The sequence below is a fragment of the Methylomonas sp. EFPC3 genome (assembly GCF_029643245.1).
Classification (GTDB): Bacteria; Pseudomonadota; Gammaproteobacteria; order Methylococcales; family Methylomonadaceae; genus Methylomonas; species Methylomonas koyamae_B.
Map to the genome: position 1 here is coordinate 57,755 of NZ_CP116398.1, position 26,417 is coordinate 84,171.

The window sequence follows — 26,417 nt, forward strand, 5'->3', positions numbered from 1 at the left end:
GGTATGAACACGGCACCGAGCGTATTGCTGGTCGAAGACGAAGAGATCATATCCATAGTGATCGAAAGCATATTGCAGACCCGAGGTTATCGGATAGACCTTTGCAGTAACGGCATGCATGCCTGGGAAAAGTTGCAAGCCGATCCGGCTGCCTACGATCTGGTATTGCTGGATTGGGGCTTGCCTAGCCTGAACGGCATCGAGTTGTTGAATTTGATTAAAAGCGACCGGGTGTTGGCTGACATCCCGGTGATCATCGAAACCGCCCGTAGCGATAAAAACAGTATTCAGCAGGGCTTGAGCCAGGGCGCTTATTACTATCTGACCAAGCCCTTTCAGCCCGAGGTGTTGCTGGCCGTTGTCGATGCCGCGTTGGAGCAGCGTAGCGAGTTGCGCGAAATGGTGGAAAACCTGCGCAGCGCGGAACGGCCGTTGGTATTGATGCGCGAAGGCCGGTTCAGCTTCCAGACCTTGGAAGACGCCCGGGTGTTGGCGACTCATCTGGCCAGAATCTGCCCGGAGCCAGAGCGAGCGGTGCAGGGCTTGCAAGAGCTGCTGATCAATGCCGTCGAACACGGCAACCTCGGAATTTCCTACGCCGAAAAAGGCCGTTTCGTATTGGCGGGAACCTGGACCGAAGAAATCGACCGCAGGCTGCAATTGCCCGAGTATCGGCAACTTTTCGCCGAGGTCTGCTTCCTGCGCGGCGACGACGAATTGCGCTTCACCATCACCGATCAAGGCAGCGGCTTCGATTGCTCGGGATACCTGGACTTTTCTCCGGAACGGGCTTTCGATATCCACGGCCGCGGCATCGCGATGGCGCGGCATTTGAGTTTCGACAGTCTGGAATATGTCGGAAACGGCAATACCGCCATCGCCCGTTTCAAGTTATGAGGATGCATCGGTACGTTTCGACCGGTTAAAACCAATGCTGCCCCGTTCCAGTCGCCTTGTTGTACGGTTTGCTTCGCGCGCGGAGGCGGCCGGCACCGCGCAATTTTTCGGGCCGGTCCGCTGCTCTCTTCCCTTCGGTTACCGCGCGAATTCCCATGTCCAGCCTCAAACGTAGCCGGACGATCATCCCTTATCTCTTTGCCGTGGCAGCAGTTGCGGCGGTGTTTGCAGTGAGCCAGGGTTTTCCCGCCACCGGGCAGACGCCAGCCAGTTTGCTGTGGCTGATGTTGCCGATCATTTCCTGCGCGCTGTTTTGCGGGCCGGGGCCGGGTGTGGTTGCAACACTGGCGGCCGCAGCCGTTATGGTAACGGGGGCGGCGGCGGGCGAAGCCGGCCTTTCCTTCTGGCTTTTTCTGGCGAATGCGGTGTTGGTTTGCTGGGCAGGCTTGCTGCTGCAACGGCGCCGCAACCGGGAGCTGCAAAAAGCCAGAGCCGAGGCGGCCAATTTGGTGGACGAAGCCTTGATGGCACAGCAGCGGGCGGAGCTGGCCAGCATTGCTCTGCGCGAGAGCGAGCAACGGCTGCGGATGGCGCAAGAGGGGGCGCACGTCGGTATCTGGGATTGGGACGTGGTCAACGACGTGTGCCATTGGTCGCCGGAATGCACCCGGCTTTACGGGCTGGAACCGGGCGACTTACGCAGCAATGCCGATTGGCTGCTGCGGGTGCATCCCGAGGATCAGCCGTTGATCGAGGCGCAATGGCGGGAGCGGGTGATGCAACATCTGCCGATCGACATCGAGTTCCGGTTTTTGCACCGTTCCGGCGAAATCCGCTGGATGGTCAGCCGCGGCCAGGCTCAGTACGACGCGGACGGCAAGCCGATCCGCTTGTTCGGCGTCAATCTTGACATTACCGAACGTAAAACGGCGGAGCAAGACTTGATGAAACTGGCTCAGGTCGTCGAACAGAATCCGTCCGGCATCATCGTCACCAACGCCGACGGTAAAATCGAGTACGTCAATCAAGCTTTTCTGGCTCAAACCGGTTACAAGCGCGAAGACGTCTTGGGCGCCAACCCGCGGTTCTTACAATCCGGGAAAACCCCGCGGGCGGTATTCCGGGAAATGTGGCGAACGCTGCAAGAAGGCCGGGTTTGGAAAGGCGAATTCATCAACCGCGACAGACGCGGCCGGGAATACACCGAGTTTGTCAGCGTGATACCGATCCGCCAACCCGACGGCCGCGTCAGCCATTTTGTCTCGGTGCAGGAAGACATCACCGAAAAAAAACGGATCGGCGCGGAATTGGACCGGCATCGCCATCACCTGGAAGAATTGGTGGCCAGCCGCACTGCCGAGTTGGCGGCGGCCAGGGCGCAGGCGGACGCGGCCAACCAGGCCAAGACTGCGTTTTTGGCCAACATGAGTCACGAGATCCGCACGCCGATGAATGCGATCATCGGTCTGACTTATCTATTGCGGCAAAGCCGCGTCGACGCCGAGCAGATCGACCGTTTGGATAAAATCGATAATGCGGCCCAGCATCTGTTAGCGGTAATCAACGACATCCTGGATTTGTCCAAAATCGAAGCCGGCCGCTTGGAATTGGAACACACCGATTTTTCGCTGCCGGCGCTGCTGGACCATGTGCGCTCGCTCATCGCCGATCAGGCCCGGCTCAAAGGTGTGAAGCTTGTGATCGATCAGGATGGCGTGCCGCAGTGGTTGCGCGGCGACCCGACCCGGTTGCGGCAGGCCATGTTGAATTACGCCAGTAATGCCGTGAAATTTACCGAGCGCGGCGAGATCCGGCTGCTGGCCGAGTTGTTGGCGGAAGACGCGGACGGTTTGACTTTGCGTTTTGCGGTCGAGGATTCCGGCATCGGGATCGCGGCGGACAAAATGCCGATGTTATTCGAAACCTTTGCCCAGGCCGACGTCACGACCACCCGCAAATTCGGCGGTACCGGCCTCGGGCTGGCCATTACCCGGCGTCTGGCGTGGATGATGGGCGGAGAAGCCGGTGCCGACAGCTGCGCCGGACAGGGCAGCCGGTTTTGGTTTACGGCTCGCTTGCAGCGCGGACACGGGGAGGGCGAATGTAGCGTCGCCAAACCCAGTGGCGCGGAAGACGCCTTGAAGCTCCAGCATCCGGGGGCCCGTATTCTGTTGGTGGAAGACAATCCTATCAATCGCGAAGTCGCACTGGAATTGCTGAACGGGATGGGCCTGGCCGTGACTACGGCCGAGAACGGCCGGGTTGCGGTCGATAAAGTCTTTGCCGACCGGTTCGATTTGGTGTTGATGGACGTGCAAATGCCGACAATGGACGGCTTGGAAGCGACCCGACTGATCCGGGAGCGGGCGGAATTTGCCAAGTTGCCGATCTTGGCGATGACGGCAAACGTGTTCGATGAAGACCGGCAGGAATGTCTGGCCGCGGGTATGAACGGATTCGTGGTCAAGCCGGTGGTTCCCGACGACTTGTATCGGGCGTTGTTGGACTGGCTCGGGCGAGGTGTTACCCCGGCGCCGGCTGCCGAGCTGCCGTCTGCCGGATGCTCGGCGGACGCCAAGCGATCGGAAGCGCCGATTGCGATTGCCGGTTTGAACAGTCTGCAAGGTCTGGCCGTCGTCAGAGGAGACGGGGCAAAATACCGGCGGCTGTTGCGGATGTTCCGAGACGCTCATCGCGACGATACGAAACGGATAGTCGATGCGCTGCTGGAGCAACGCCGGGCCGAAGCCCGGGCCTTGGCCCATGCCTTGAAAGGCGTCGCCGCTACACTGGGGGCCTTTGGCGTAGCCGCCGCGGCCGCCAGACTGGATCAGGCCTTGCATGAGGAAACCGAGCTGGCCGGCTGCCTGGATTTGGTGCGACTATGCGAAGAGGAACTGAGTCCGTTGTTGGCGGGAATCGAGGCCATGGGCGAAGCCGAGACGATTGCCGACGCAGATGCCGCTACCGACGTTCGCGCCGACGCCGCGATTGCCGAATTGCAGAATCTGCTGGGCGAGGACAACGCGCTGGCCTGCCGTCTGGCCAAAAAGTACGCCGCAACCTTGGCCGCGGTGTTGGGGCAGGATTACGCCGAATTTAGCCGGCAAATCGACGGCTTCAATTTCGTAGCGGCGTTGGCATTGCTGAATAAGGCGACCGGAAATTCCGGCCTGGGCGGGGAATCCGGCCCGCTGTAACTGCGGTAATCCGGCGGCCGGGCGGGCCATAACGCCTGTTTTAACACGCGTCGGTCAGGGGAGCTGAAACGGTCGACCGCCCTTGATGGCGGGCTGGTCGAACCGCAAGCCGGCTGAGTGCGTTGCGAGTGCGGTTAAATCTGCGATTGCAGATAGTTTTCCAAACCGACCATTTCGATCAAACCCAGTTGTTTTTCCAGCCAGTGGGCGTGGTCGATTTCGGTATCGTCCAGCATCACTTTCAAAATTTCCCGGGTCTGGTAGTCGCGGACGCTTTCGCAATAGGCCATGACCTTACGCAAATCGGCCACCACTTTTAACTCGACCGCCAGATCGTTTTTCAACATGTCCGGCACCGTGGCGCCCACCGCCAGCGGTTCGCGTTTCGATAAATCCGGCGTGCCTTCCAGAAACAGAATCCGCTTGATCAGCGCGTCGGCGTGGTTGGTTTCGTCCTGGACTTCGTGGTTGATGCGTTCGTACAGCTTTTCCAGGCCCCAGTTTTGGTACATCCGCGAATGGATGAAATATTGGTCGATGGCCGTCAATTCGCCGGCCAGTAATTCGTTCAAGTAGCTAATGACTTGTTTGTCGCCTTGCATGGTCTGCCTCCCGCTGAATGTCTGCAATTACGCTGCCTGCTATGGTAATACAAATAACCTAGCCCCGTATCCGGTTTTCGTCGTAAAACCCGCCCGCAGCGCCGGGTTGGGCGGGATCAGCGCTAGATCCTCGTGCCGGTTTCCGTGCCGAAAGCTTTGCTCAGATCTTCCGCTAACGCGTCGGTATTCCCGTCGGCGATGAATACCAGGCGCCCGTAGTGGTCGCCGTCATCGCGCGCTGGCAACACCTGGGGCGGATACAAGCGCTCCCCGGCCGCCTGCACCGCAACCGGCTCCGCACGGTCGGCGAGATAAACCACGCCTTTGATACGCAGCAATTCGGGGTGGCCGGCGAGCAGTGAACTGAGGATGGATGCCAACCTTGACCAGGCCGGCGCAGCTGCCAAGGCCACGGACAGGCTGTTGAAGCCGTGCGCAATCGGCGCGGCGCCCGGTAAACGCCGCAATTGCGGCGTGTCCAGGCCGAGTATCTCCGCCGGAAGGTCCGTACCCGGTTGCAAGGTCAGAGTCGGCGTCGCCGGGGCCAATGTACGCAGGCGTTGCGCCAACGCATCTCGTTGCCCGGCAGCGGCCAGATCGGCATGCGTCAGCAGCAATCGGTCCGCCCATGCGACCTGGGCCGCGGCTTCCGGAAAACGTTCGATTTGTTGGATCGCCGACGGGATCGCCAGCGTCGCCAGCACAGCCTGCAGCCGGTAACGGCCGGCCAGCCAGCGCTCGCGCAACAGGGTATCCAGAATCGGCGCCGGGCTGGCGACGCCGCTGGTTTCGATCACGACGCGGGCGAACGGTTTGTCTGGCGCGGCGTCCCAGGCCATCCGTAAATTTTTCAAGGTTGGCGCCAGCGCGCCTTTTACCTGGCAGCACAAACAGCCGCCGGACAGCACCGTCAGCGGCGTGTCCTGGCGTTGCAGCAAATCCTGGTCGACCGGCTCGGCGCCGAATTCGTTGATCACCACCGCGGTGTTGATACCGTCTGCCAGCAAGCGGTTCAGCAAGGTCGTCTTGCCGCTGCCGAGGAAGCCGGTAATCAACACGACCGGGATTTTGGGAAGAGGGGCGTTGGTTGCAGGTTTAAGCAAATCGTTTGGGTTCCGAGGTTGGTGACTTAGTCACTGAGTCAGTGGCCGGCCGGCGTTACATTGTAACCGCCTTGCGGCCGGCTGAGCCGGTCGAATAGGGCAACTCTAACAACAAGACGGTAGGTATCGGTTATGAAAGAACTCATTTTCGGTTTTGCTTCGAACATCCTGCAGATGAATCTGCGCGATCCGCACGACATCCCGTTTGCATTGCCGCTGATGCTGGCGGCGGGCTTGGGCTTTATCCTCGGCTTCATTTTTATCCAGTTGGTCGGTAACGAGCAGCGCCAACAGCGCGACGACTAATCGCCGGCGGACAGCATGTCGCGTAACGCGGCGGCGTCGACGATTTCGATGCTGCCGCGGCTTAAATTCAGCCAGCCCAGGCTTTCGAAACGCTTCAAATGCCTGGACACCACTTCCCGCACCGAGCCCAATTCCAGCGCCAGTTCCTGGTGGGTTTTCCGGATCGGATTAGTCTTTTCCGCCAACAGCGTTTGCGCCAGCCGCTGGTCGATACTGGCGAAACTCAAGGCCGCCATGCGTTTGATCACGTCGGCCAGACGCCCCGAAAAATTGCGAAATACGAACTCGCGGAAAAACGCCGATTGCTGCAAACAGCGGTGGAATACGTGGGCCGGAATCGCGAACGCGCTGATGTCGGATTCGGTATAACCCTCCGCCGGATAAGCGCTATCGCCGAGCAGGCAGGAGGTGGTCAGCACACAGGAATCGCCCGGCAACACCCGGTACAACAACACCTCGCGGCCGTCCGCCGACAAAATCTGCGCCTTGACGCTGCCGGACAGCAGCAATAAATAATTCTCGCAAGCCTGGCCCGGATAAAACACCTGCTGCCCGGCCGGTACCGTCACCAGCGTCGCCGCCGCCATCAATTGCGCCACCACCGCGTCGCCACAGCAGGCGAATTCCGGGAACTGGTCTTTCCAGGCGTTGGCGTGTTTGAGCATGGGGGTGTCGGGTGGTTATTGCATTTTGGGATTATACGGTGTCTGGGGTAGCCGATGGAGTTTGGTAGTTTGGCGAGATTTAACCGGGGATGGAGATGTTTGTTAGAATGGGCCGGGTTGTATTTCAGCTCGGAATGAGTGATATACGGAACTTTTTGATTACTAGTTAGGTAGGTGGGCAACCCCACAGTGGAGAATTAACATGAACAGCGTCAACAAAGCTTTATTAATCTGTTCGACAATGATGGTTGCGCAGACTGCCTACGGGGCAATTATTCCGTTAGGTTCCCAATCTATATCCATGCGGGTTAATGCTTATCACAACAGTGACTCCAGTTCCCAATCGGGAACTGGAAGTCTGGGTATTGCAGACAGTGTTTTTGCAGGGGATGAAGTTGTTGAACGTAATCGGTACGGAGACACTATTCATTCAGTAAAGTTGACCGCAGACGCATTTGCTTTTGCTAGTCGTCTATCGATTGGCGCGTCGGCAAATGTCCATGTGACAGCTGCAAATGGCGTAACTGGTTTCTATGGAACGGGTGGTACTGCATTTAGTCAAGCCAGTCTTACTCGGTATTTTGAAGTAAATGCCCCAGGATTAACTGGTCAATATGGAACTATGGTTGTTCCTCTTTTAGTGTCCGGTAATATTCTGACGGGCGGGGCTTCTCAATTTGGTACAGCTGATAACCGTGCCTATGCACTTTTATGGGCAACGGGGCTTGCGGCAGATAACAACTGTAGGTCAGCTGCTGGTGCTTGTAACGAAGTAAGCAATTACGGTGGGCAATCATCCGCTTACGCAACAATACCAGGGACGCTCACCTTATCCATACCGGTTCGATTTGGATATGTTAATAACTTTAGCATGGAACTATGGGCTTCAGCAGATGCTACCGCAGTCGCGGAAAGCTATAGCACTGTAGGCTCGCTGGCGGAAGTAAATTTTCACCATACGGTTAATTGGGGCGGGATTTCAAACATATTGGACAGCAATGGTCATGTTGTAAAGGGATGGGCCATCCAGTCTGAGCCCGGCATAGATCTTACGGCCCCGGTACCGGTTCCTGCTTCAATTTTCCTTTTTCTCTCTGGCTTGGGCTTGTTGGGTCTGAAACCCGTAAGGTGGAACGCGCCAGCGGTTCAGCTGAATTAGGAATAACGTATTTGCCTAATCGGGTAAGGGCGAGTTTCTCTCTCGCCCTCCCCACTCCACCTAGGACCATAGGATGTGCTGAACAACGTGAAGCGCATCGATAGAGTAGAAAGGCGTCCGCTCGTTTTAAACGCTTTTTGTTTTAATGGTTTCTCTGCAGCGAAGGCTAGTTTAAATGTCGGGTTTCGGCCCGAAAGCCGAGTTTCTTTTTTTGCTTGGCCAAAAGAAAGAAACCAAAACGCGAAGAGCCGGACAGGCCGCTCACTTCCACGTTGGGTACACGAGGAGAAATCGTTGTAATGCCTACAATTTCAATGTTCTACGGCATCCTTATTCGAATGTTTTTCTATGACACGGATAAGCACAACATGCCGCATATTCATGCAGAATATCAAGGGCAAGTAGCCGTTTACTCGATTCTCGATGGAACCGTCTTGGCCGGTGAACTTCCAGCGAAAAGACACAAGTTAGTTGTTGCATGGATTGAAATACACCAAGAGGATTTGCTGGCCGATTGGCAATTGGCTGTCAATGGCAAAAAACCATTTCCAATTCGAGGGCTTGACCAATGAATATCTCTGAGATAATCGCTAAAGAAAACTACACGCTGTACATCAAGGCCGAAGATGGCAAAACTGGTTTATTCGATGTAAAGCCCTATCTTGAATCCGAAGCTTTCGCTCCATTGAAAGATAAAGCCGAGTTTGAACGAATTCATAACGGTAAGTACTTTATTGAATGGGATTGCGGTGCAGACCTTTCCGCAGACACTATTCAATCACGTTGGGTAATCATCCATACTGATCACGCCCAACAAAATGCTCCAGTGAACTCCGTTGACGCCCCGTTGAGCTAATCGCTAAGCCCTGTAGGCCGGAATAAGCGAAGCGTTTCCGGCAAGTTTTTAAATTTGCCAGATACGCCGTGCTCGTGGATTTCGCCGGAAACGCTGCGCTTATTCCGGCCTACAATGTTTGGAATGATTTACCCCCTCCGGAAGCTCGGAAAGGCCGATGAGCGATTATCGACGCGTTTACATACCCGGTGGCTGCTATTTTTTCACGGTGGTGACTTACCGGCGGCAACCGATTTTTGCTGACGAGCGAAATGTGGCATGGCTTCGGCAAGCGTTTAAAATTGTGAAGGCCAAGCGGCCGTTCGAGTTAACTGCTGCGGTCGTCTTGCCGGACCACTTACACAGTATTTGGCAATTACCGGACGGCGATGCCGATTATTCGACACGCTGGCAAATGGTTAAAACCGCCTTCTCTCGCCAGCTCTCGGTTCCGGTCAGAAGCGATGGCACCAAAACGGTCTGGCAGCCGCGTTTTTTCGAACATTGCATCCGCGACGAAGCCGATTTTCATCGCCACCTGGATTACATTCACTACAATCCGGTCAAGCACGGATTGGCAGATGCGCCGGCGAGTTGGCCGCACAGTTCCTTCCGTCATTTCGTCGCCAGCGGTTGGTATCCGCTAAATTGGGGCGATGGTGGTATCCCCGCTAGCGCGGATTTCGACCGCGAATAACCGGCTGCCGCCACGCCCTAGCGATTCCCGTCGACCAAAACCCATTGAAATCATGCCAACCCAAATACTCAAAACCAGCCTTGCCATTCTGTTGTTGGCCGTTTCCATAGCCGATCCGGTTCAGGCCGAAGACCCAGTCTTGGCCAAGCTGTTTGCCGAGCAAGGCCTGGATGGCAGTGTCGTGATTTCCTCGGTTCGGACCGGCCGGACTTTTGTTCACAACGACGCCCGCGCCAACCGGCGCTTGCCGGTCGCATCGACCTTTAAAATCCTGAACACGCTGATTGCGCTGCAGGAACGGGCGATTGCCGGCAAGGACGACACTTTGCACTGGGATGGACAAATCCGCGATGTTCCGGACTGGAACCGCGACCAGACTTTGGCCTCGGCGTTCAAGGTGTCCTGCGTTTGGTGTTACCAGGACTTGGCGCGGCGGGTCGGTGCCGATGCCTATCGCCACTATTTGCGGCAAACCGAATATGGCGAATTGCGCGAGCCGTTCGGGTTGAGCGAGTTCTGGCTGGACGGCTCGTTACGGATCAGCGCAGCGGAACAGCTGGAATTTCTGCGCAAACTGGTTCGGCGCTCGCTGCCGTTCGATGGATTTGCTTACGACACCTTGCGCGAGATCATGCTGGCCGAGCAAACTCCGGATTATGCGTTGTGGGCCAAAACCGGCTGGGCGGCGCGCGTCGATCCGCAAGTCGGATGGTACGTCGGTTACGTCGAGAGCCGCGGCGAGGTCTGGCTGTTTGCGCTTAACATCGATTTGCGCGGCAAGGACGATTTGGCGCTCCGGCCAAAGCTGGCCCGCGCGGCTCTGGCAGCCAAGGGTATCATCGACTAGCCATCCACCCAGCGGTTACGCGTGGCCGGGTATCCAACCTTTCGCCGCTGAAAACGAGCCCGTCGGTGCATGCCGAAGTTCCTAAACAGCGGCTGCACCGACGATTGACACTAGACTGCTTTCACCGCATGCTTGGCGCCGCTGCTTTGGGCCGTTATGGTTGGCGTTCTCGGAACAACCCGGCGGACCGAGCAAACAGCCCATTGGATAAAATAACGAGAAGAGGACTTTCATGTCGATACGTAAACACGTGCCGATCGAACACGCCGAATGGTCGGTGCAGCCGCCGGCCGATTGGGTGCAACAGCGTTCCGTGGATTGGGCCTGGCGGCCCGGCGAGGGCCACGGCTTCGGTTATTTACTGATCGACGAACAACACCACGTGGCCAGCCAGGCCATTTTTGCGCGCACCGTCAAGCTGCTGGCTTCGCTGTCGGCGGTGCAGACCCAAAGCCAGGTGGTGGTCGAGTTCGATCCGGCCGCCCAGCGATTGCAACTTCATGAGCTGGCGATCTGGCGCATGGCCGCCGACGGCGCCTGGCAAAAGCGCGAGCCGGTGGCCAAAGAGGCGTTTCTGCTCAGGCAGCGCGAGCAGCAATTTGAACAGCAAATGCTGAAAGGCTATGTCTCGCTGGTGGCGTTGCTGGAAGACGTGCGGATCGGTGACGTGATCGACTTGTCCTGGACCCTGTCGCCGCGGGAACCGCTGCCGGGCCTGCGTTTCACGGCCCTGCATTTCCTGGCCTGGAGCGTGCCGGTGGCGACTTATTATCTGGCCTTGACGGCGTATTTCGGCCAGGACCTGCGCTGGCGCTTGCTGGTGCCGGACGCGGTTGCGGCGCCGGCCGAGACGGTGGCAGCGGATCGCGTCACCTGGCAATTCGAGCGGCCGCCGCTGTTTCAGGCCGAAGGCAACGTGCCGGGTGGGCATTGGCCGTTTCCTGTATTGGAAGCCACCGTCTGGCAGACCTGGGGCCAAGTTTCGGCCTTTTTCGCCGAACTTTGGGCTGACGCTGCAACCGAGGATTCGGCGAGTATCGCTGCGGAAGCCGAGCGATTAGCCGCCGGAAAAACCGCTGCCGACGCCGCGCTGGCCGCGTTGCACTTCGTCCAAAACGAGATCCGCTATTTGAGCGTCGATTTCGGCCACGGCGCCGGCATGTTGCCGAACGGCGCCGGCACGGTGTTGAGGCGGAGATTCGGCGACTGCAAGGATAAATCGATCTTGTTGGTGGCCTTGCTGCGCGAGCTGGGCGTCGCGGCACGGCCGGTATTGGTCGCCAGCACATGGCGCGACGGCATCAAACGCTTGATGCCGTCCACGGCCTGTTTCAACCACGTTATCGTCATGTTCGATCTGGACGGCCAACGTTATTTCGCCGATCCGACCGTGGTCGGCCAGGGCGGCGATCTGGCAAACCTGAGCGTGCCGCCGTTCGCGGCCGGCCTGGAAATCGATCAGGCAACGGCGGGTTTACTCGACTTGCCGCCAGCGGCGCTCGCCGAATTGACCTTGACCGAAACCTTCATACTGGATCGGCGCGGGGTTAACGGTGCCGTCGAGCAAGTGCTGGAGGCCAGCGGCTGGCTGGCCGACGACATTCGCGCGGCAATCCTTAACCAAGGCCAACGCCAATTTGCCAAACATCGGGCCGACGCCTTGCAGCAAAATTTCCCGGCACTGCAACCGAATCCGGACAGCCTGCAGCTCGACGACGACAGCGACGGCAATCGCATCGCATTACGCAGCCGCCACGGCTTGCCGACCTGGGGCCAGGCCGGACGCAAACCGCCCGACTTTTTCAGTTACGGCGCCCACGGCCTGTTTTTGGCGGTGGAAACCATCGATCCGCACCAGCAGCGCGCACAGCCTTTCCAATTGCGCCATCCGCTGCGGGTCTGCCACAGCGTCGTCGTCCGCGGCAAAACGGTGAAGAAGCAGAAACCCGGCGCATTCCGCCACGAAGGGCCGGGCTTTCGTTATCGGGTCGATATCCGGTCGCGCCGGCGCGAAGTCCGCTTCGATTACCGTTGGGAAAGTACCGCCGCGGAAATCGCCGCCGAACAATGGCCGGGCTACTGCCAGCAACGCGCCGTCGCGCTGGAACGGGCCGGCGCTTTGGTGCATACCCCGGCTTTCAAACCGCTGACTGCCGCGCTGAGCTTTTTTCCGGTTCTCGCCGTGGTCGGCGGCTTGGCGGCCGGCTGGCTCGGTAATGCCGGGAATAACAGTATCGTTCGCGAGGCCGGCGGTATCGAAGCGGCGGGTTCAAAAGCTTTCGAACATATCAAACGCAGCGAATTCACCCAGGGTTACGCCTTGGCTGCCGCCGTTCAGCCCAATTACCGCAACAATTTCGATTTTCAGATCATGTTTAGCGAAGCCGCACTCCGCACCGGCCATTTCGCCGAAGCCGAGCAGGCGCTGGAACAGGCACGCAGCCTGCGGGCTGGCGACATCCTGCCGGAGCAATTGCAGGCGGCGTTATTCGAGGCGCGCGGCCAATTGCCGCAAGCGCTGGAATTGCTGAAACGGTTGGCAAGCCAGGCCGGCGCGCCGGAACGGGTATACGCCGATTTGGCGCGTATCTCGGAGCGGATGGGTGAATTCGGCGGCGCGCGGACTGCCTGGGAAACCGTGTTGGCGCGGCATCCGGCGGAGCCCGAGGCTTTGTATAGTCTGGCGCGGCTGATGTGGCTGGCCGGCGAGCGGGAGCGCGCGGATAGCCTGATTACCGGCGTGATTGCCGCGCAACCCGTGTCCAGCGCGGCGCTGGAGAGCGCCTTGGCGCGCTATTTTTCAGTAACCGGCCGGCCCGAACGCGCCATCGACCCGGCCCGCCGCGCCGCCGAACGCGAACCGGGCGACCCGTATTTGGCCTACAAGCATGTCAGGGCGCTGATCGAAAGCCGCCGTTACGACGAGGCCTTGACGGTTGCGATCGGCGTCAGCGAAAAATTCCCGAAACAGCCTATGGCCGCCGCGGCCTTGGCTACCGCCGCGGCGATGGCCAACGACAACCTGCGCGCCGAACCGGCGTTTAAAGAATGGGTGGAGCTGGCGCCGGACAATCCGGATGCGGTGTCGAGCTACGGCTTTTTCCTGCATCGCCTCGGCCGCGACCTCGAGTCGCAAACCGTGCTGGAGCAGGCAACCCGCAAATTTCCGTCCCACGGTAACCTGTGGCTGAATTACGCGGTAACCCTGGAAGCCCTGGGCGACCCCGCCGCCGCCCAAGCCCGCCAACAAGCCGCCCGCCTGATGACCGACGAACAGCGGGCGACCTTGGTGAGGTGATGGGAGTGTAGTGTTGATTTAACAAACGCACGTCATCCCGGCGGGGAATGCCGGAGGCTAGTTGCCAAGGATGGCGAGATTTTCCATATCCCTGCCGGAATGGTACCCAACTTACGGTGGGGGGCTACCGCGCGATGCTTAACTTTGCCGGTGAGTTAGACCTTGCCGGAAACACTGGTGCTTGTTCGGGCACACACTGCCACGTAACGAATTGTCAAACTATATGACATGCGAAGTTGCCAAAGTACTTTTTAAGCGATCTTGTTAATTCTTCACGGCATTCGCCTTTAGCCAACCGAACAACCAACTCAGGGAGGCTTCCGTTAGCAAGACCAAGTGCTGAACTTGCCTGAGAAGATAGTGACTTGCGGTTGTACAGTGTCAAGAGTCCTTGAAAGTCGTTTGTCGATAAAACCTTATTTAATTCCGCAAGAGATTGAGAATAGATGGCCTCTACGTCTATGCCATTAGCAAGCGACTGTAACGCTTCCGCTAAAGCCGCAGAGCCCTTTGCCTTTTCATCAAACATGCTGAGTTGATATTTGATTTCACTCGCGGCGCGAAGTGAAGCCTGATTTTCTAATTCCTGATTTAACCTAGAGAATATCTCTGAAGAAACCGCCCTGAAGTCGGAATCTACATCGCGCGCAAGACGTTTGCTAACTACCTCTAAAACTTCTTTGGTACAAAATAAATTCTCTACTTCCGCTACCAAGAGGACGAAGATCGAGTCTTGTTCCAACTTCTGAATTTCCGCAGGGACTCGTCGGTCTCGATCAATAATTCCAAAAACATTTAGATGGTGAAGCTGGGGATTTGCTTTTAAAGCCTTAACGGATTGAATTACCTGACTGCAACTGCCTACCGGTATTACTAGGAAATTACTTAGGATTGCTCCATAAAGGGCAGTGTCAAAGCTACCGGAGATACCTTCGACAAAAAGGATGGGTTTTCTGCTACCCAATACCTCTAAGAGTAATTCCTCCGGGATATTTTCATCTGGCTTTATCAATTCCCAATCCCAATGATCGCCATCAAAAGACTTTAACCACACCTTTGTCGACTCCTCCATGGCGGAGGCAAAATCTACATCGTGAGTCAGATATATGAAAGAGCAGTCAGGCCTGGATTGTTCTATCTGATCCCATAATGGTGCTTGAATTGATTTATGGAGATGTAGCTCTGGTTCGTCAACAATGATTATTGCCTTTTGCGGTGCAGCCAAACATTGGCCTATAAGATAAAATATAACTCTTTCTCCATCGCTCATTTCTGATGAGTTATAAAACCTCTCCTGTTCACCTTTTGTTTTTGTTTGAATCGAGAGTCCTCTGATATTAAGTTCCCTGTGGGGGAGTATTTTTTCCCAAATTTCCTTTACCACATCCAATTTTGTAATTGGCGGTTCTACTCTGGCCGTTGTTAGTCTCGAAGCGTTGAGGTATTTTGCACTCTCTTCGGTGTGATCTGAAAAAAGAAACACCATCAACTGGTGATAATCATCAAGAAGGCCAACTGCTGGTTTGTTTCGCCATCTATGCCCGTGTTTGTATGCAGCGAAATTATTTTCGGCTAAAGCGCGTTCGTTTCCTGTCCATAATTCCGACCTTGCCAAGTCTATAGATTTAGGTGTCGTTGAATCTGGCATTGCTAGTGATTTCTGAGCTGAAATGCGATGAACTATATTCTGATATTGTGGGGAAAACTCTATCTGTGTTCCCAGCCTAGTTTTGCCTGCGCCATTTGCGCCTACGACCATTATGCTTTTTGCGAACTCGATTAGAGATTTTCCGCTTCTGTTTTGTGGGAAGGAAATTTGTTTTTTCATTATTTATTAATTACCCGAAAATGGTTTGAATAACATGGCCAAAAATAGATGGTTAACGGAATATTTTTTGGTAAATTGGTATCTACAGTAAGATTATTTAGTAAATGTGATATTTATATTTAGATATGTCGTTTTTGAACCGGTAAAAATCTACGGGATGCTTCCAGTCTAAGCGGACTTATAATCCATGGCCTGGGAAATTTCTCTCCCATTCGTCTTCAATTGATACTAACCAGATTTTTTGAATCAGTATAACCAATGAACACATCCGACAAGCCTGAGATACCGCCTGACGCCCTCGCTATCCTCGAATGCCTACGCCAAACCGCCGAACAAACCTTGGAACGCAAACGTCGCTTGGGTCATTATGCGGTGATTTGGCAGGACGGCCGGACGGTGTTGGTTGGGGACGACGCTCCTGAATCCGATACGGATGGCGATCCGAGCTTGTAGTATTGCCGGCGGATTTCGCTAACGCCCCGTTCAATTAGCCGCGTCAATTCCAGTCAGGCAAACGCCCGGCCATATCCGCTTTGCGGGCGATCAGTTTTTCCGCCAGGTTGAGCGTGCCGCCGTGGTCTAGGACGGTTTGGCATATCGATTCGTCTGAAATCCCCGTCACCACCCGGATAGCGGCGGCGATGTCGGCCGGGGTCATGCTGCCGAACAGGGCGACGGCGTGCGGGTTGCCGCTGTCCTGTCGTAATTGATCGATTTCGTCGACCCGGTCGCCGAAGGCTTTGCCTTTTGGGTCGCCTTGGGCGCGGAAGGCCAGTGCACCGCCCAGGTCCAGCGTCAGCACTCGGCCGGCGGCCACGCCCTGGTTGTCGCCGTGGTAGCCGGCGGCGTCCCAGTTGGCGGTCCAGGCGTGGACGCCGAACCAGCGTTGCGCCTGACTGCGCTCGCCGGCATCGAGATGGGCGACGCAGGTCTTGGCGAGTGCGAGCCACTCGGTGGCAATCTGGTCCGGTGCTCGTGTGGCGACGTAAGTCAAAGTCGGCGCGCCGGCCAGTTGATAGAGCTGGGCGGCGAGCCATTCGTTGCGGGCGTGGGCCGGGGACTCCAGGGTTTTGACGTAGTAACGCTTGCCGGCTGGGTCTTGAAAGATGCCGGCCGGGTTGCTGCCCAGTTGTCCGCTCACTCGCTGCAGCGCGGCGGTGTCGATGGCCGGCAAATCCCTGCTAATCGCCATGCGCCGGCTCAGGGAATGGGCAGGGTGCGGCGGACCACGGCCAGTTGCGCCGGGGTTTCGATGGCGCCTTTACGCGCGCCGCGCACGGTTTGAATCGCAGCGTCCGGCGGCATGCCCAGTTCCGCCAGCAGGCGGGCGGCGATCATGCCGGCCCGGCCCAGGCCGCCCTTGCAGTGCACCAGCACGTCGCCGCCGCTGCGCAACAGGTCGCGGATGTCCCGGCCGTGGCTTGCCCATTGCTGTTCGAAATCGTGGCTGGGTACCGAAAAGTCGGCGATCGGCAGATGCCGCCAGTCGATGCCGCGGCGTTTGATTTCGTGGCCCAATTGCGGCACCTTCAGGGCGATCAATTCCGCCGGTTCGACCAGCGTCAGCACCAGCTTGGCGCCCCAGGCGGCGATGGCGTCCAGATCGATGCCCAGGTCGCGCTCCCAGGCGCCGGTATGGGCGAAACGGTCGTGTTTGCCGGGACAAAAGGTAATGCCGATCCGGCCATGGGCCGGGCTGGCCCGCACTTCGGCGATTTGTAAAGGGTGGCTATGGCTGGTGCGCACGGTGGTCATGTTCGGTCCTGACGAGTTAACGACGCTCTGGCTGCGAGTTTAGCATGGCGCCGGGCCGGCGCTCGCGGTCGCCCGTTCACAGGGGTGTGGAATCTGTTATACGCCATCCTTGGCGGTATTTTTCCAGCCGGGCTGACTAACCTAAGAGCATTGGCTTTAAACCTTCATGCGCTCCGGTGGTGGTTCCGTCAAGCCGGTATTTGGCAAGATTCCAACGCGGCCAACATGTCTTCCCGCGGCAAATTGCGGCCGATGAAAACCAGATTCGATTCTTTGTTTTCGTCGGGCTGCCAAGGGCTGCCGAAGCTTTCGGTCATCAGCATGTGCACGCCTTGGTAGATGACTTTTTTGTCGCAGCCGGCAATGTTCAAAATGCCTTTGTAGCGTAGCAGGTCGTTGCCGTAGTCGCGCACCATGATGTCCAGAAAGGCCAGGATGCGCGCGGCGTCCAGTTCGCGCGCGGTGCGGAACACGAACGAACTGATGTCGTCTTCGTGTTCGTGGCTGACGTCTTCCAGAAAATCCGGTTCGACTTTCAAAATGTCGTCCAGGTTGAAGCCGTCGATGTCGAGGATGTCGTGCAGCTCGGTGGCGCCGAAATGCACGCGCTTGATCGGCGCCCTGGGGTTCATCGCCCGCAAGCGGGTTTCCAGATCGGCAACCACTTCGGCTTCCTGCAAATCGGTTTTGGACAACAGGATGCGGTCGGCAAAGCCGACCTGTTCCTGGGCTTCGTGGTGTTCCTGCAATTGTTGATGAGCATGCACCGCATCGACCACGGTGACGATGGCATCCAATTTATAGTTTTCGGCGATGTCCGCTTCGATGAAGAAAGTCTGCGCCACCGGTGCCGGATCGGCCAAACCGGTGGTTTCGATGATGACCCGCTCGAAGTGAATGTCGCCGGTTTCACGCCGCTCTGACAATTCGCCGAGGATGCGCACCAAGTCACCGCGTACGGTGCAGCAGATGCAGCCGTTGTTCATGGTCACGATTTGCTCGTCGGCTTGTACCAGCAGTTCGTTGTCGATACCGGTTTCGCCGAATTCGTTTTCGATCACGGCGATACGGCGGCCGTGGTGTTCGGTGAGGATGCGGTTCAGCAGCGTGGTTTTGCCGGCGCCGAGAAAGCCGGTGAGGATGGTGACCGGCACCGGGTAGTTCAATTTGGCTGTAGCGGACATCGGTAGTCTCCGTTCAAGGGGCGTGGTTAACGGCGGGTCGGGTAGCACAGGCGCAGGGTGCAGCGGGCTTGGGCCAGCTTGCCGTCCTGGACGTTGATGGTGCCGTTGCCGTCCAGGTCGCGGACGTCGTTGGCGGTCGCCTGCGGGCTTTTACTGGCTGCGGCCAGAATCAGCGCGATGTCGATCCGGTCGATATCGCCGTCCAGATCGATGTCGCCCAAGGCCGGCACGCTGAAGGTGACTTCGTCATAGCCGGGATTGGCGCCGTCGCTTACCGTCAGTTTGAAGGTGTAATTGCCGGTTTTAAGCGGCAGGAAGCTCGGCGTCGCGGTCGCGGCACCAACCAGGGTCACGGCCGGGCCTTGAGTTTGCTGCCAGGCGTAGCTGAGCGGACTCGGGCCGGGTTGCGGATCGCTGCTGGCGCTGCCGTTCAGGCCGACGCTGCTGTTCAGGCGGATCACCCGATCGGCGCCGGCATTGGCTTTTGGCAGTAATTGCGGCGGCGGAGGCGGCGGCAGGGTGTCGACCAGATCGAGCAGGGCGGCGGAATAGTCGGCGGCGCTCAGGCCGGCGTTGAACAGCACGTAAAACGGTTCGGAGGCCTGGCTGCGCTGGTTGGAGGTGACTTGTAGCTCCACCAAATAGGCGCCGACCGGGCCGCCGGCCACGCCGATCGCGCTTTCCAGAAAGAAGTTTAAATGCGTGTGCAGGCTGCCCTGGTTATTGGCGGCGTCGACGATCATTTCGGCTTTGCCGCCGATGCCGGTACCGGTAAAGAAGGTGAAGCTTTCCTGGCCGCTGCCGGGTGTGAAACAGAACAGTTGGCCGCCGCATTGGTTGTAATCGGTGATGACCGTGGCCGGATCGATACCGCCGGCCAATTTGATGCGGACGTTGCCGGGCGCGTCGGCCCAGGCGCCGGCGGCAGTGCTCCAGTAGCGCAATTTGCCGATGGCCCGGTAGCGCACCAGTTCGGCCGGATTCAACATGTTTTGCACGGCTTGGAAGCCGGGATTGGGGGTTTTGTTCGGGCCGCCGGAAAAGTCGCGGAAATCGCTCAAAAACACCATTTGGCCGGTGGCACCTTCGATCGGTAGCGTGTTCGGCGGCAAGTTCAGGCCGGCGACCAGTTGCGCCAGATCGCAGCCGACCGCGCCCGGCGTGCGGCAGAAGCCGGCTTGCATCGCATTGCCGTCGCCCCAGATTTCCACGTCCAGATGCACCGCTTGTGCCGGCGCGGACAAAGCGAGCAGCAAGGGCAGAGCGGGGAGCCATGGGCGGGTGGTTAAGAATGATCGCTGTATCGAAGCTGGCATGGGTTTAACTCCTGGATGGCGGTAGGGTTGACTGAAACAAGGGTGTTGTCGCTAGAACGTGGCGCGGAAGCCGAGCACGACGCTGCGGCCCGGCTCCGGCGCGAAGTTGCGTAAAAACGAGACCGAGCTGCGGATTTCTTCGTTGAGCAGGTTGTTGGCTTTGGCGAACAGCCACAGATCCAGCGGCTCCAGGCCGCGCCAGTGGTAATCGGCGGAGGCGTTGAGCAAGTGGTAGCCTGGGGTGGCGGTCTCGTCGTTGCCCGGCCGGTTTTGCATTTGGCCTCTGGTGTAACGTAGTGCTGCATTCCAGCGCTGGTCGCCGAAGCCGATTTCCGCGCCCAGCCGCAGCGGCGGCAGGCGCGGCACGTCATCATCGACAAATCGGCCGCGGACGAAATCGGAGAACAGGGTCAGCTTCAATTGGCCGAAGCGGGTATCGGCCAGGGTGGTCTGGGCTTCGGCTTCGTACCCCAGGAATAAGGCGTCGCGCTGGTTGTAGGCGTAGACCGGCAGACACTCGATCAGGTTGACGCAGGCCGGGTAGAACTGGGCTTCGTGGTAATTGTAAAAAACCTCGGGCTGGCGCTTCTGGTAAATATAATTTTCGGTCCAGTTGGCGTAGGCGTTGAATTTTGCCGCCAGCCTTTGGCTATGCCAATCCAGGCCCAGGTCGGCCAGATTAGAGGTCTCGTTGCCGAGACGCACATTGCCGATCTCGAAGTTGCGGGTCGACAAGTGCGGGCCCAGCGCCAGCAATTCCTGGATATCGGGCGAGCGCTTGGAGCGGCTCAAGGACAGGCTCAGCGTGGCTTCTGTCGTGGCTTGCCAACTGGTGGTCAGCGAGACCGAGTCGGCGCGGAAATTCAAAGAGTCCGGCAAGGTCACGGCCGAGTAGATCGGCACTTGTCCCGGTGGAGCCGGAAAGGCCAGTTGCGTCGCCGTTGGATTGATACGGCTGCGTTCGGTACGCAAACCCAGTTCGAATTGCCACTCGCCGAATTTCAGTTTTTGCAGGCTGAACAGGCCCAGCGTGTCGCCGTTGGTGGGCGGGACGAAGGTTTCTACGCCCAGCGCCGAAAAATAGCGATCCTGCCATTGGGCGCCGAGGGTGCCGGACCAGGGTTCCAGAAAATGGTGTTCGATCTCGAAGCGGCCCTCGCCAACCTGATTGTTGAAAGTGGTAAACGGCAGTCGGCCTTCCCATTCGGTGTGAATGTAGTCGACCAGACCGTAGCGGAATGCGGCTTTGTCGATGCCGCGTACCGGCTCGTACCATTCGCTTTTGAAGTCGTAGCGGGTCTGGCGCATGTCGATCCGAATGTCAGGGTTCAGGGCTTCCATGCTGAGAATGTCGGCGAACTGCTCCAGCAAGGCCGGGTCGATGTCCGGCAGGATCAGTTCCAGACCGTCCAGGCTGCTCGCGTCGACGCCGTGGCTGCCTTTCGGGATGCCGTAGCGGTTGGTGAAGTGGCCGACCGACATGCCGGCCATGCCGTGATCGCCCAGCCAGGAGGCACCCAGAAAACCGCCGACGCTCTCGCTGTCGGTATTGGGGATGGTGCCGCGGGCGTTCAGAATCTTGCTCAGGCCGAATTGTTCGCGGACCGCGTCGGCGGCGATGGCTTCGCCGGGAATTTCGGTGTCGTTGCGGTTGCGGTGAAAACCGCCGATTTTGAACGCGAGCTGGTCCCGGCCCAAATCCAGTTTGAAGCCGGCGTTGGTGCCGTCGGCGTTGGTATCGAAGCGCTGTTCCAGCGCGCCTTGCAGCAAGCGTTCCGGTACCCGCTCGGGGATGCGGTTGTCCTTGACGTTGACCATGCCGCCGATGGCGTTGCCGCCGTAGCGGATGGTGTCGGCGCCGCGCGCGACCTCGATTTGTTCGGCGAACAGCGGCTCGATGGCGCTGGCGTGGTCGGGGCTGAGAAACGATGCGTCGTGGCTGCCGATGCCGTCCTGCATGATTCTGACCCGCGAACCGGTCAGGCCGCGAATCACCGGCAGGCCGACGCCGGGGCCGAACGAGGCGTTGGCCACGCCCATTTGGTTTTGCAGGGTTTGGCCCAGATTGTCGGCTTGCTGCAATTTGAGCGCGTCGCCTTTAATCGAGCTGAAGCTGGGCGTGATGCGTTGTTTGGGGGCGTCGGCAGTGACTTCTAATGCCTCCAATTCCGTTTCCGGTTCTGCCGCAGCGGCCGAGACCGGATCCGGTGTGTCCGTTGCCGCGGCCGGCAATGCAGCGGATGCCGCCAGCCACAGTAGTCCTAAAGCGTGTGCTTTCATCGAGATTGTTGCATTGTTCCATGTCGCAAACGCGTTGCCGGGCTTGCATAGCCCGACAACGCTGCTGCGTGTTTGCTTGGTTCACGCGGCCGATTTGCGGCGGCCGAAACCCACCAGGCCGGCGATTGCCGGAGCGAACAGCCAAGCCGCGCCGGGCAGAGGTACTGCTGCGGCAGCCGATACGGCCGTTTCGAAGGCGTCGTGCGCCAGTCCGCGGTTGAATACGATATGGAACGGTGTGGATGCGGCCGAGACCGGTGTGGTGCTGTTCGGGAGCGTTTCGAACAATTGCAGGGTGATCCAGTAGGCGCCGACGCTGCCTCCCAGGGCATTGGAAGCGTTGCGGATGGCCATGTCCAGGTGTTCGTGGATGTCGCCGGTATTGCCGAATTGGCCGATCACGCCGGGGCCGTTTTGCACGCCGGATGTGGTGAACGTGGTGACGTTACCCAAGGCATCGGAGACTTCGATATGCTCGCCGTTAGGTGCCGAGTTCGACCAGATACTGCCGTCCCAGACTTTCAAATTGCCCAGGCCGCTAAACCATAACCAGTTGCCGGCACCGAAGGCGCCCAATGCGGTGTTGGCGTCGTAGCCCGGATCGTCGGTGCGGTAAAGTCCGCCCGACAAATCGCCGAAATCGGCTTCGAACCAATCGCCGTTGACGAAGATTTGACCATTGGCTTTCCAGGGCTGAATGTCGCCGTCGTGTTGGTCGGCGGCCGAAGCCGCGGTTAAATTCAAGCTCAAACCCAGTGCCAAAATTGGTGCTATCCATTGATTACGCATGAACGATCTCCTTAAAACAAAAATAAAAACCTGACAAAAAATACGAGGAAGTGTGAGGTGTCTCACGATGCAACAATATAACATTACTGATATGCGATGCAATCGGGAATTTGCTTTAATTCATCTTGTGCTTTGCCGAATTCAGTATTAGCAAACCATAAACCGATATGTCGCGGCAGCGGCCATAGCCGTGGTCCTTAGCGCTAAGGATGGGTTAGTCGTTCGATGCGGGCATACGCGGAATGGTTGTGTATCGACTCGAAGTTTTCCGATTCCACGGTGTAGGCGTTGATGCGCGGGTCGGCGTCCAGTCGGGCGGCGACGTCGCGCACCATATCTTCGACGAATTTGGGGTGGTCGTAGGCGTATTCGGTGACGTATTTTTCGTCCGGTCGTTTCAGCAAGCCGTAGATTGGCGACGAGGCTTCGGCTTCGACCAGCGCAATCAACTCTTCAAGCCAGATAAATTCGCTGGCCGCCACGGTAATCGTCACATGCGACCGCTGGTTGTGGGCGCCGCGCTCGGAAATTTCCTTGGAACAGGGGCACAGGCTGGTGACCGGCACTACGATTTTGACTTTGATCCGGCAGCCGTTGCTGTCGATTTCGCCGATGAAGCTGACCTGATAATCCAACAGACTGCGTACGCCGCTGACCGGCGCGGCTTTTTCGACGAAGTACGGAAAGCGCATGTCGATATAGCCGGATTCGGCTTCCAGTCGCTGTAGCATTTCCTGCAACATGACCGGAAACGAGGCAATGCTGATCTCCCGGTCGTGGCTATTCAAAATTTCCACGAAGCGCGACATGTGGGTGCCCTTGAAGTCGTGCGGCAGATTCACGTACATATCAAAACGAGCCACGGTATGTTGTTCGCCGCAGCTCCGGTCTTTGACCCGCACCGGATGCAGGATGTCTTTGATGCCGACTTTGTCGATGGCGATGCGGCGACTGTCGGCACGGGCTTGGATGTCTTCGATGGGGATCATGGGTTTTAATGGCTGTTACGGTTCTGTGGCGTTTTGTAGGCTGGGTAGAGCGAAGCGAAACTCAGCGGATAGGCTTTCAATGCTGGGTTTCGTTTCACTCTCTCCAGCCTGCATTCGATATTGTCAGTCATGCACCTTAAACCTGGGCCGTTCGCCGAAGTCGGCGTCGTTGACCGCGTATTGGCCGAGTTTCAGGCTGTAGAAGCGATCGAAGTGGTGTTTGACGGTGCGGGCGATGCCGGCGTCGTAGACCGGGGCGACGGTTTGCGCCAAGCCGGCCGGGCGGTCGAGAATCTGGCCGTCCTTCACCACCAGCTGGCCGTTTTTGAACAGCAAGGCCGCGTCGGCGAAGACGGCCCGGTAGTCGGGACGAGCGCCAGCGTGCTGGCCCGGATCGTACACGGCAACGTCGGCCACGGCGCCGGGGGCGAGATGGCCGCGATCGTTGAGCCCCAACAATTTGGCGGCGGCGGAGCGGGTCATGGTTGCAACTTCGCTCAGGCTCAATTCGCGTTTCAGGCCCGGCAACAAGGTGAGCGCCAGCGCTTCCTGATTCAAGTGTGCCATGCATTCTTGCCGGTAGTCGGCGTCCATCAGCAAGCGCAGCAGTTCCGGATAGGCTGTAAATGGCGCGCCGTTGGGGTGGTCGGTGGTGAAGAACAGGCGCTCCGGCGCCTCGGCCAGTAAAAATAGTTCCAGGCCAATCGCCCATTGCAGGGTGTTGACGAAGCTAGCTTGGCGGTAGCGGTACGGCACCACGCCGCCCGAGCCTTCGCATTCGGCGTCCCACATCACGTATTTACCGGGGCTGGCGTCGGCGTGACGGCTGTATTGGGCGATAACGTCGCCGGAAATGGTCACCGTTTGGCCGAACAACACTTGGCCGACGTCCATGGTGATGTTGGGGTGGCGGTTGAAGGCCTCCAGCAGCTTGGCTGCCGCCGAGGAAAAGCCTTTGGCGCCTTCCGTGCCGTAAGCGTAAAACTGGACGTGGGCCAGATGCATCGGTAGGCCTTGCGCGGCTTCCATGGTCGCGACGATGGTATCGACGTTGCCGGGAATGCCCAGGTTGTTGCAGTGAACGTGCGGTGGGTGCGGCACGCCGAGCTGATGCACGGCCGTTTGCAGGGTTTGCAAAATCTGCCGTGAGCTGACGCCGTAATCCGGCACGATATCGTCCAAACCGAACTGGCGGACGTTGCTTTTAAAGGCGTTGGCGCCGCCGGCGTTGATGATTTTCAGACCCAGGGCGCGGGTGGCGTTCAAAGTCCAGGCCACGTAATCGTTGATCTGGTTCTGGCCGGCCTTGGCCCGCATCAAGCGCAGCAGTAAATCGTCATTACCGAGTATCGCCAGCGCGGCGGTGTCCAGAATCGGAATATCGGCCATTTGCAGGTGTACGTCCAAGGCGCCGACCGGCAGCATCGCCGGCTCGACCACGGTGGTGTAGCCCATGCGGGCGTAGCGGTAGCCGGTGTCGGTGCTGGACCATTTGGCGGTGGAAAAAGGGTGATTCAGCCGACGCGCCATATGGTTGCGGTGCTGCTCCGGCAGCAACAGCCGGGCGGTGTTGACGTTACCGCCGGCGATGTGGCTGTGGATGTCGATGGCTCCGGCCATCACGATCTTGTCTGTCGCGTCGTAAACTGCGTCGAGACGGGCATCCGGGCCGGGATCGGCGACGATCACGCCGTCGCGGATGAACAGGTCGCCGGCTTGGCCGTGCAGGTTTTGGCTGGGGTCGTAAATCGATCCATTGTGGAGTTTGATCAGCATGTGGGGGTACGCACCAGTGGCATTAAGTTAAGGCTTAACCATTCGTCCTTCGACAAACTCGGGATGAACGGTTAAGCCTGGCGACATTGGGGGATACGCATCGCGTAACATGTTCAAGGTTACGGATGAATTGATGGTCAAAGGCTACGGACGCATAGCCTACGCTTTACAACATATCCAAGGTCAACAACAGCCGGCGCGGCTGCACCGCGGTCGGGGCCGGCGAGCGGTGCACCAGGCCGTGGCCCTCGTTGCCTTCCCAATGTTCGCCCTTCATCAGGCCCACCGCATAGGCCGGCATTTGCTGAATCGCGGTCGGATCGGCAATCAGGCCGGAGCAGTCGTCGGGCTGGCCGCAAGCGCCCATGCCCAGCTTGGTGCGGTCAACGGCGTATTCGGGCAGCCATTCGGTGCCGATGCCGCCGTAGCTACAAATCAGCCGGGCCGGCACTCTATCGACGTGAAACCGCGGACACATGGCCTTGTCCAGGGTGCGCAGGCGCAGGCCGGCCTCGCGCTGGCCGAACAGTTCGCAGAAGGCGGCGGTCAGCAGTCGCAGGTCGTCCAGCCAGGCTCGGTAACCGGACAATTGCGCCGCTTGCGGCCAGAGCCGGTCGAAGTCGTAATGTTCGGGATCGACCAGGGCACTGAGCTCCACGCCGACCTTACCGGTCAGCGCGGCATATACGAAGGTCTCGATGTCGCGCGGCAGCGGCCGCTCGATCAGACACAGGTTGACGTCGTCCTCGTAAATCCGCGCCAAATCGGCGAAGCGGTTGGAAATCACGGTTTTGGTGGCGGGACGTATCGCCAGCGACCGGAATGGGCCGGAAAATATCGCCGGCGCGGCGGCAGGCTGGGCAAGAGGCACGCGAGAAAACATGGGAGCTC

General features: G+C 58.4%; 23 protein-coding genes. 10 read left to right on the forward strand and 13 right to left on the reverse strand.

Features of this window, described 5'->3' with window-relative positions; all coding sequences use genetic code 11:
• Nucleotides 1–3: 3 nt before the first annotated feature.
• Both PL263_RS00285 and PL263_RS00290 read left to right on the forward strand, forming a co-directional pair.
• Nucleotides 4–897: a response regulator gene (locus PL263_RS00285; protein ID WP_140910998.1), complete on the forward strand. Its 894-nt coding sequence runs from the start codon at nt 4–6 to the stop codon at nt 895–897.
• Nucleotides 898–1,052: 155 nt separating this feature from the next.
• Entirely contained in the window at nt 1,053–4,097 is a 3,045-nt protein-coding gene (locus PL263_RS00290) for a PAS domain-containing hybrid sensor histidine kinase/response regulator (protein ID WP_278211141.1), read from the forward strand.
• 134 nt (nt 4,098–4,231) lie between these two features.
• Here the strand turns inward: PL263_RS00290 and bfr are convergent, their stop codons facing one another.
• Complete coding sequence (bfr, locus tag PL263_RS00295) at nt 4,232–4,699, reverse strand: bacterioferritin (RefSeq protein ID WP_278211142.1); 468 nt, start codon at nt 4,697–4,699, stop codon at nt 4,232–4,234.
• Between the two features lie 122 nt (nt 4,700–4,821).
• A complete protein-coding gene (locus PL263_RS00300) occupies nt 4,822–5,802 on the reverse strand; it encodes a GTP-binding protein (RefSeq protein ID WP_278211144.1) in 981 nt (326 codons plus the stop codon).
• 132 nt (nt 5,803–5,934) lie between these two features.
• Between PL263_RS00300 and PL263_RS00305 the strand changes: the two genes are divergently transcribed.
• On the forward strand, nt 5,935–6,108 hold the full coding sequence (locus PL263_RS00305) for a hypothetical protein (protein WP_186289476.1): 174 nt from the start codon (nt 5,935–5,937) through the stop codon (nt 6,106–6,108).
• Here PL263_RS00305 and PL263_RS00310 read toward each other — a convergent pair.
• On the reverse strand, nt 6,105–6,773 hold the full coding sequence (locus tag PL263_RS00310) for a Crp/Fnr family transcriptional regulator (protein ID WP_278211146.1): 669 nt from the start codon (nt 6,771–6,773) through the stop codon (nt 6,105–6,107). The two genes, PL263_RS00305 and PL263_RS00310, sit on opposite strands and share 4 nt — an antisense overlap.
• Before the next feature lie 202 nt (nt 6,774–6,975).
• On the opposite strand from PL263_RS00310, the gene PL263_RS00315 reads away from it, so the two are divergent.
• The 6 genes from PL263_RS00315 (at nt 6,976) to PL263_RS00340 (ending at nt 13,609) form a co-directional block, all read left to right on the forward strand.
• On the forward strand, nt 6,976–7,932 hold the full coding sequence (locus PL263_RS00315; protein ID WP_278211147.1) for a hypothetical protein: 957 nt from the start codon (nt 6,976–6,978) through the stop codon (nt 7,930–7,932).
• A 299-nt stretch (nt 7,933–8,231) separates the two neighbouring features.
• The gene (locus tag PL263_RS00320) at nt 8,232–8,504 is read left to right on the forward strand and encodes a DUF4160 domain-containing protein (RefSeq protein WP_278211148.1); all 273 of its coding nucleotides are present in this window, start codon (nt 8,232–8,234) and stop codon (nt 8,502–8,504) included.
• Nucleotides 8,501–8,788, forward strand: coding sequence for a DUF2442 domain-containing protein (locus PL263_RS00325; RefSeq protein ID WP_278211149.1), 288 nt, complete (start codon nt 8,501–8,503; stop codon nt 8,786–8,788). The genes PL263_RS00320 and PL263_RS00325 overlap by 4 nt, the downstream gene beginning before the upstream one ends.
• A gap of 157 nt (nt 8,789–8,945) precedes the next feature.
• Complete coding sequence (locus PL263_RS00330) at nt 8,946–9,464, forward strand: transposase (RefSeq protein WP_278211150.1); 519 nt, start codon at nt 8,946–8,948, stop codon at nt 9,462–9,464.
• Nucleotides 9,465–9,516: 52 nt separating this feature from the next.
• Nucleotides 9,517–10,311 (forward strand): class D beta-lactamase, encoded by a 795-nt coding sequence (blaOXA, locus tag PL263_RS00335; protein ID WP_278211151.1) that lies wholly within the window; start codon nt 9,517–9,519, stop codon nt 10,309–10,311.
• Between the two features lie 232 nt (nt 10,312–10,543).
• Complete coding sequence (locus PL263_RS00340) at nt 10,544–13,609, forward strand: DUF3857 domain-containing protein (RefSeq protein ID WP_278211153.1); 3,066 nt, start codon at nt 10,544–10,546, stop codon at nt 13,607–13,609.
• A gap of 214 nt (nt 13,610–13,823) precedes the next feature.
• Here the strand turns inward: PL263_RS00340 and PL263_RS00345 are convergent, their stop codons facing one another.
• Nucleotides 13,824–15,437, reverse strand: a complete 1,614-nt coding sequence (locus PL263_RS00345) for a DUF4435 domain-containing protein (RefSeq protein WP_278211154.1) — start codon at nt 15,435–15,437, stop codon at nt 13,824–13,826.
• Between the two features lie 258 nt (nt 15,438–15,695).
• Between PL263_RS00345 and PL263_RS00350 the strand changes: the two genes are divergently transcribed.
• On the forward strand, nt 15,696–15,890 hold the full coding sequence (locus PL263_RS00350) for a hypothetical protein (RefSeq protein ID WP_278211155.1): 195 nt from the start codon (nt 15,696–15,698) through the stop codon (nt 15,888–15,890).
• Between the two features lie 43 nt (nt 15,891–15,933).
• On the opposite strand, the gene PL263_RS00355 is transcribed toward PL263_RS00350, so the two are convergent.
• From PL263_RS00355 to PL263_RS00395, 9 genes are all read right to left on the reverse strand, one after another.
• A complete protein-coding gene (locus tag PL263_RS00355) occupies nt 15,934–16,629 on the reverse strand; it encodes a hypothetical protein (protein WP_278211156.1) in 696 nt (231 codons plus the stop codon).
• Between the two features lie 8 nt (nt 16,630–16,637).
• Complete coding sequence (locus PL263_RS00360) at nt 16,638–17,192, reverse strand: cyclin-dependent kinase inhibitor 3 family protein (protein ID WP_278211157.1); 555 nt, start codon at nt 17,190–17,192, stop codon at nt 16,638–16,640.
• Nucleotides 17,193–17,380: 188 nt separating this feature from the next.
• Nucleotides 17,381–18,376 (reverse strand): GTP-binding protein, encoded by a 996-nt coding sequence (locus PL263_RS00365; protein ID WP_278211158.1) that lies wholly within the window; start codon nt 18,374–18,376, stop codon nt 17,381–17,383.
• Between the two features lie 26 nt (nt 18,377–18,402).
• On the reverse strand, nt 18,403–19,692 hold the full coding sequence (locus PL263_RS00370; protein WP_278211159.1) for a hypothetical protein: 1,290 nt from the start codon (nt 19,690–19,692) through the stop codon (nt 18,403–18,405).
• A 51-nt stretch (nt 19,693–19,743) separates the two neighbouring features.
• Entirely contained in the window at nt 19,744–21,972 is a 2,229-nt protein-coding gene (locus tag PL263_RS00375) for a TonB-dependent receptor (protein ID WP_278211160.1), read from the reverse strand.
• A gap of 81 nt (nt 21,973–22,053) precedes the next feature.
• Nucleotides 22,054–22,761, reverse strand: coding sequence for a hypothetical protein (locus tag PL263_RS00380; protein WP_278211161.1), 708 nt, complete (start codon nt 22,759–22,761; stop codon nt 22,054–22,056).
• A gap of 203 nt (nt 22,762–22,964) precedes the next feature.
• Nucleotides 22,965–23,750 (reverse strand): GTP cyclohydrolase FolE2, encoded by a 786-nt coding sequence (gene folE2 / locus PL263_RS00385; protein ID WP_278211162.1) that lies wholly within the window; start codon nt 23,748–23,750, stop codon nt 22,965–22,967.
• Between the two features lie 123 nt (nt 23,751–23,873).
• Complete coding sequence (locus PL263_RS00390) at nt 23,874–25,526, reverse strand: formylmethanofuran dehydrogenase subunit A (protein WP_278211163.1); 1,653 nt, start codon at nt 25,524–25,526, stop codon at nt 23,874–23,876.
• 166 nt (nt 25,527–25,692) lie between these two features.
• Complete coding sequence (locus PL263_RS00395; RefSeq protein WP_278211164.1) at nt 25,693–26,409, reverse strand: DUF1826 domain-containing protein; 717 nt, start codon at nt 26,407–26,409, stop codon at nt 25,693–25,695.
• Nucleotides 26,410–26,417: the final 8 nt, after the last annotated feature.

Excerpts from the sequence above, each read along its gene's own strand:
- PL263_RS00285 (WP_140910998.1), top strand. The coding sequence starts at position 4 with ATGAACACGGCACCGAGCGTATTGCTGGTCGAAGACGAAGAGATCATA.
- PL263_RS00290 (WP_278211141.1), top strand. The coding sequence starts at position 1,053 with ATGTCCAGCCTCAAACGTAGCCGGACGATCATCCCTTATCTCTTTGCC.
- bfr (WP_278211142.1), bottom strand. The coding sequence starts at position 4,699 with ATGCAAGGCGACAAACAAGTCATTAGCTACTTGAACGAATTACTGGCC.
- PL263_RS00305 (WP_186289476.1), top strand. The coding sequence starts at position 5,935 with ATGAAAGAACTCATTTTCGGTTTTGCTTCGAACATCCTGCAGATGAAT.
- PL263_RS00310 (WP_278211146.1), bottom strand. The coding sequence starts at position 6,773 with ATGCTCAAACACGCCAACGCCTGGAAAGACCAGTTCCCGGAATTCGCC.
- PL263_RS00315 (WP_278211147.1), top strand. The coding sequence starts at position 6,976 with ATGAACAGCGTCAACAAAGCTTTATTAATCTGTTCGACAATGATGGTT.
- PL263_RS00320 (WP_278211148.1), top strand. The coding sequence starts at position 8,232 with ATGCCTACAATTTCAATGTTCTACGGCATCCTTATTCGAATGTTTTTC.
- PL263_RS00325 (WP_278211149.1), top strand. The coding sequence starts at position 8,501 with ATGAATATCTCTGAGATAATCGCTAAAGAAAACTACACGCTGTACATC.
- PL263_RS00330 (WP_278211150.1), top strand. The coding sequence starts at position 8,946 with ATGAGCGATTATCGACGCGTTTACATACCCGGTGGCTGCTATTTTTTC.
- blaOXA (WP_278211151.1), top strand. The coding sequence starts at position 9,517 with ATGCCAACCCAAATACTCAAAACCAGCCTTGCCATTCTGTTGTTGGCC.
- PL263_RS00340 (WP_278211153.1), top strand. The coding sequence starts at position 10,544 with ATGTCGATACGTAAACACGTGCCGATCGAACACGCCGAATGGTCGGTG.
- PL263_RS00345 (WP_278211154.1), bottom strand. The coding sequence starts at position 15,437 with ATGAAAAAACAAATTTCCTTCCCACAAAACAGAAGCGGAAAATCTCTA.
- PL263_RS00350 (WP_278211155.1), top strand. The coding sequence starts at position 15,696 with ATGAACACATCCGACAAGCCTGAGATACCGCCTGACGCCCTCGCTATC.
- PL263_RS00355 (WP_278211156.1), bottom strand. The coding sequence starts at position 16,629 with ATGGCGATTAGCAGGGATTTGCCGGCCATCGACACCGCCGCGCTGCAG.
- PL263_RS00360 (WP_278211157.1), bottom strand. The coding sequence starts at position 17,192 with ATGACCACCGTGCGCACCAGCCATAGCCACCCTTTACAAATCGCCGAA.
- PL263_RS00365 (WP_278211158.1), bottom strand. The coding sequence starts at position 18,376 with ATGTCCGCTACAGCCAAATTGAACTACCCGGTGCCGGTCACCATCCTC.
- PL263_RS00370 (WP_278211159.1), bottom strand. The coding sequence starts at position 19,692 with ATGCCAGCTTCGATACAGCGATCATTCTTAACCACCCGCCCATGGCTC.
- PL263_RS00375 (WP_278211160.1), bottom strand. The coding sequence starts at position 21,972 with ATGAAAGCACACGCTTTAGGACTACTGTGGCTGGCGGCATCCGCTGCA.
- PL263_RS00380 (WP_278211161.1), bottom strand. The coding sequence starts at position 22,761 with ATGCGTAATCAATGGATAGCACCAATTTTGGCACTGGGTTTGAGCTTG.
- folE2 (WP_278211162.1), bottom strand. The coding sequence starts at position 23,750 with ATGATCCCCATCGAAGACATCCAAGCCCGTGCCGACAGTCGCCGCATC.
- PL263_RS00390 (WP_278211163.1), bottom strand. The coding sequence starts at position 25,526 with ATGCTGATCAAACTCCACAATGGATCGATTTACGACCCCAGCCAAAAC.
- PL263_RS00395 (WP_278211164.1), bottom strand. The coding sequence starts at position 26,409 with ATGTTTTCTCGCGTGCCTCTTGCCCAGCCTGCCGCCGCGCCGGCGATA.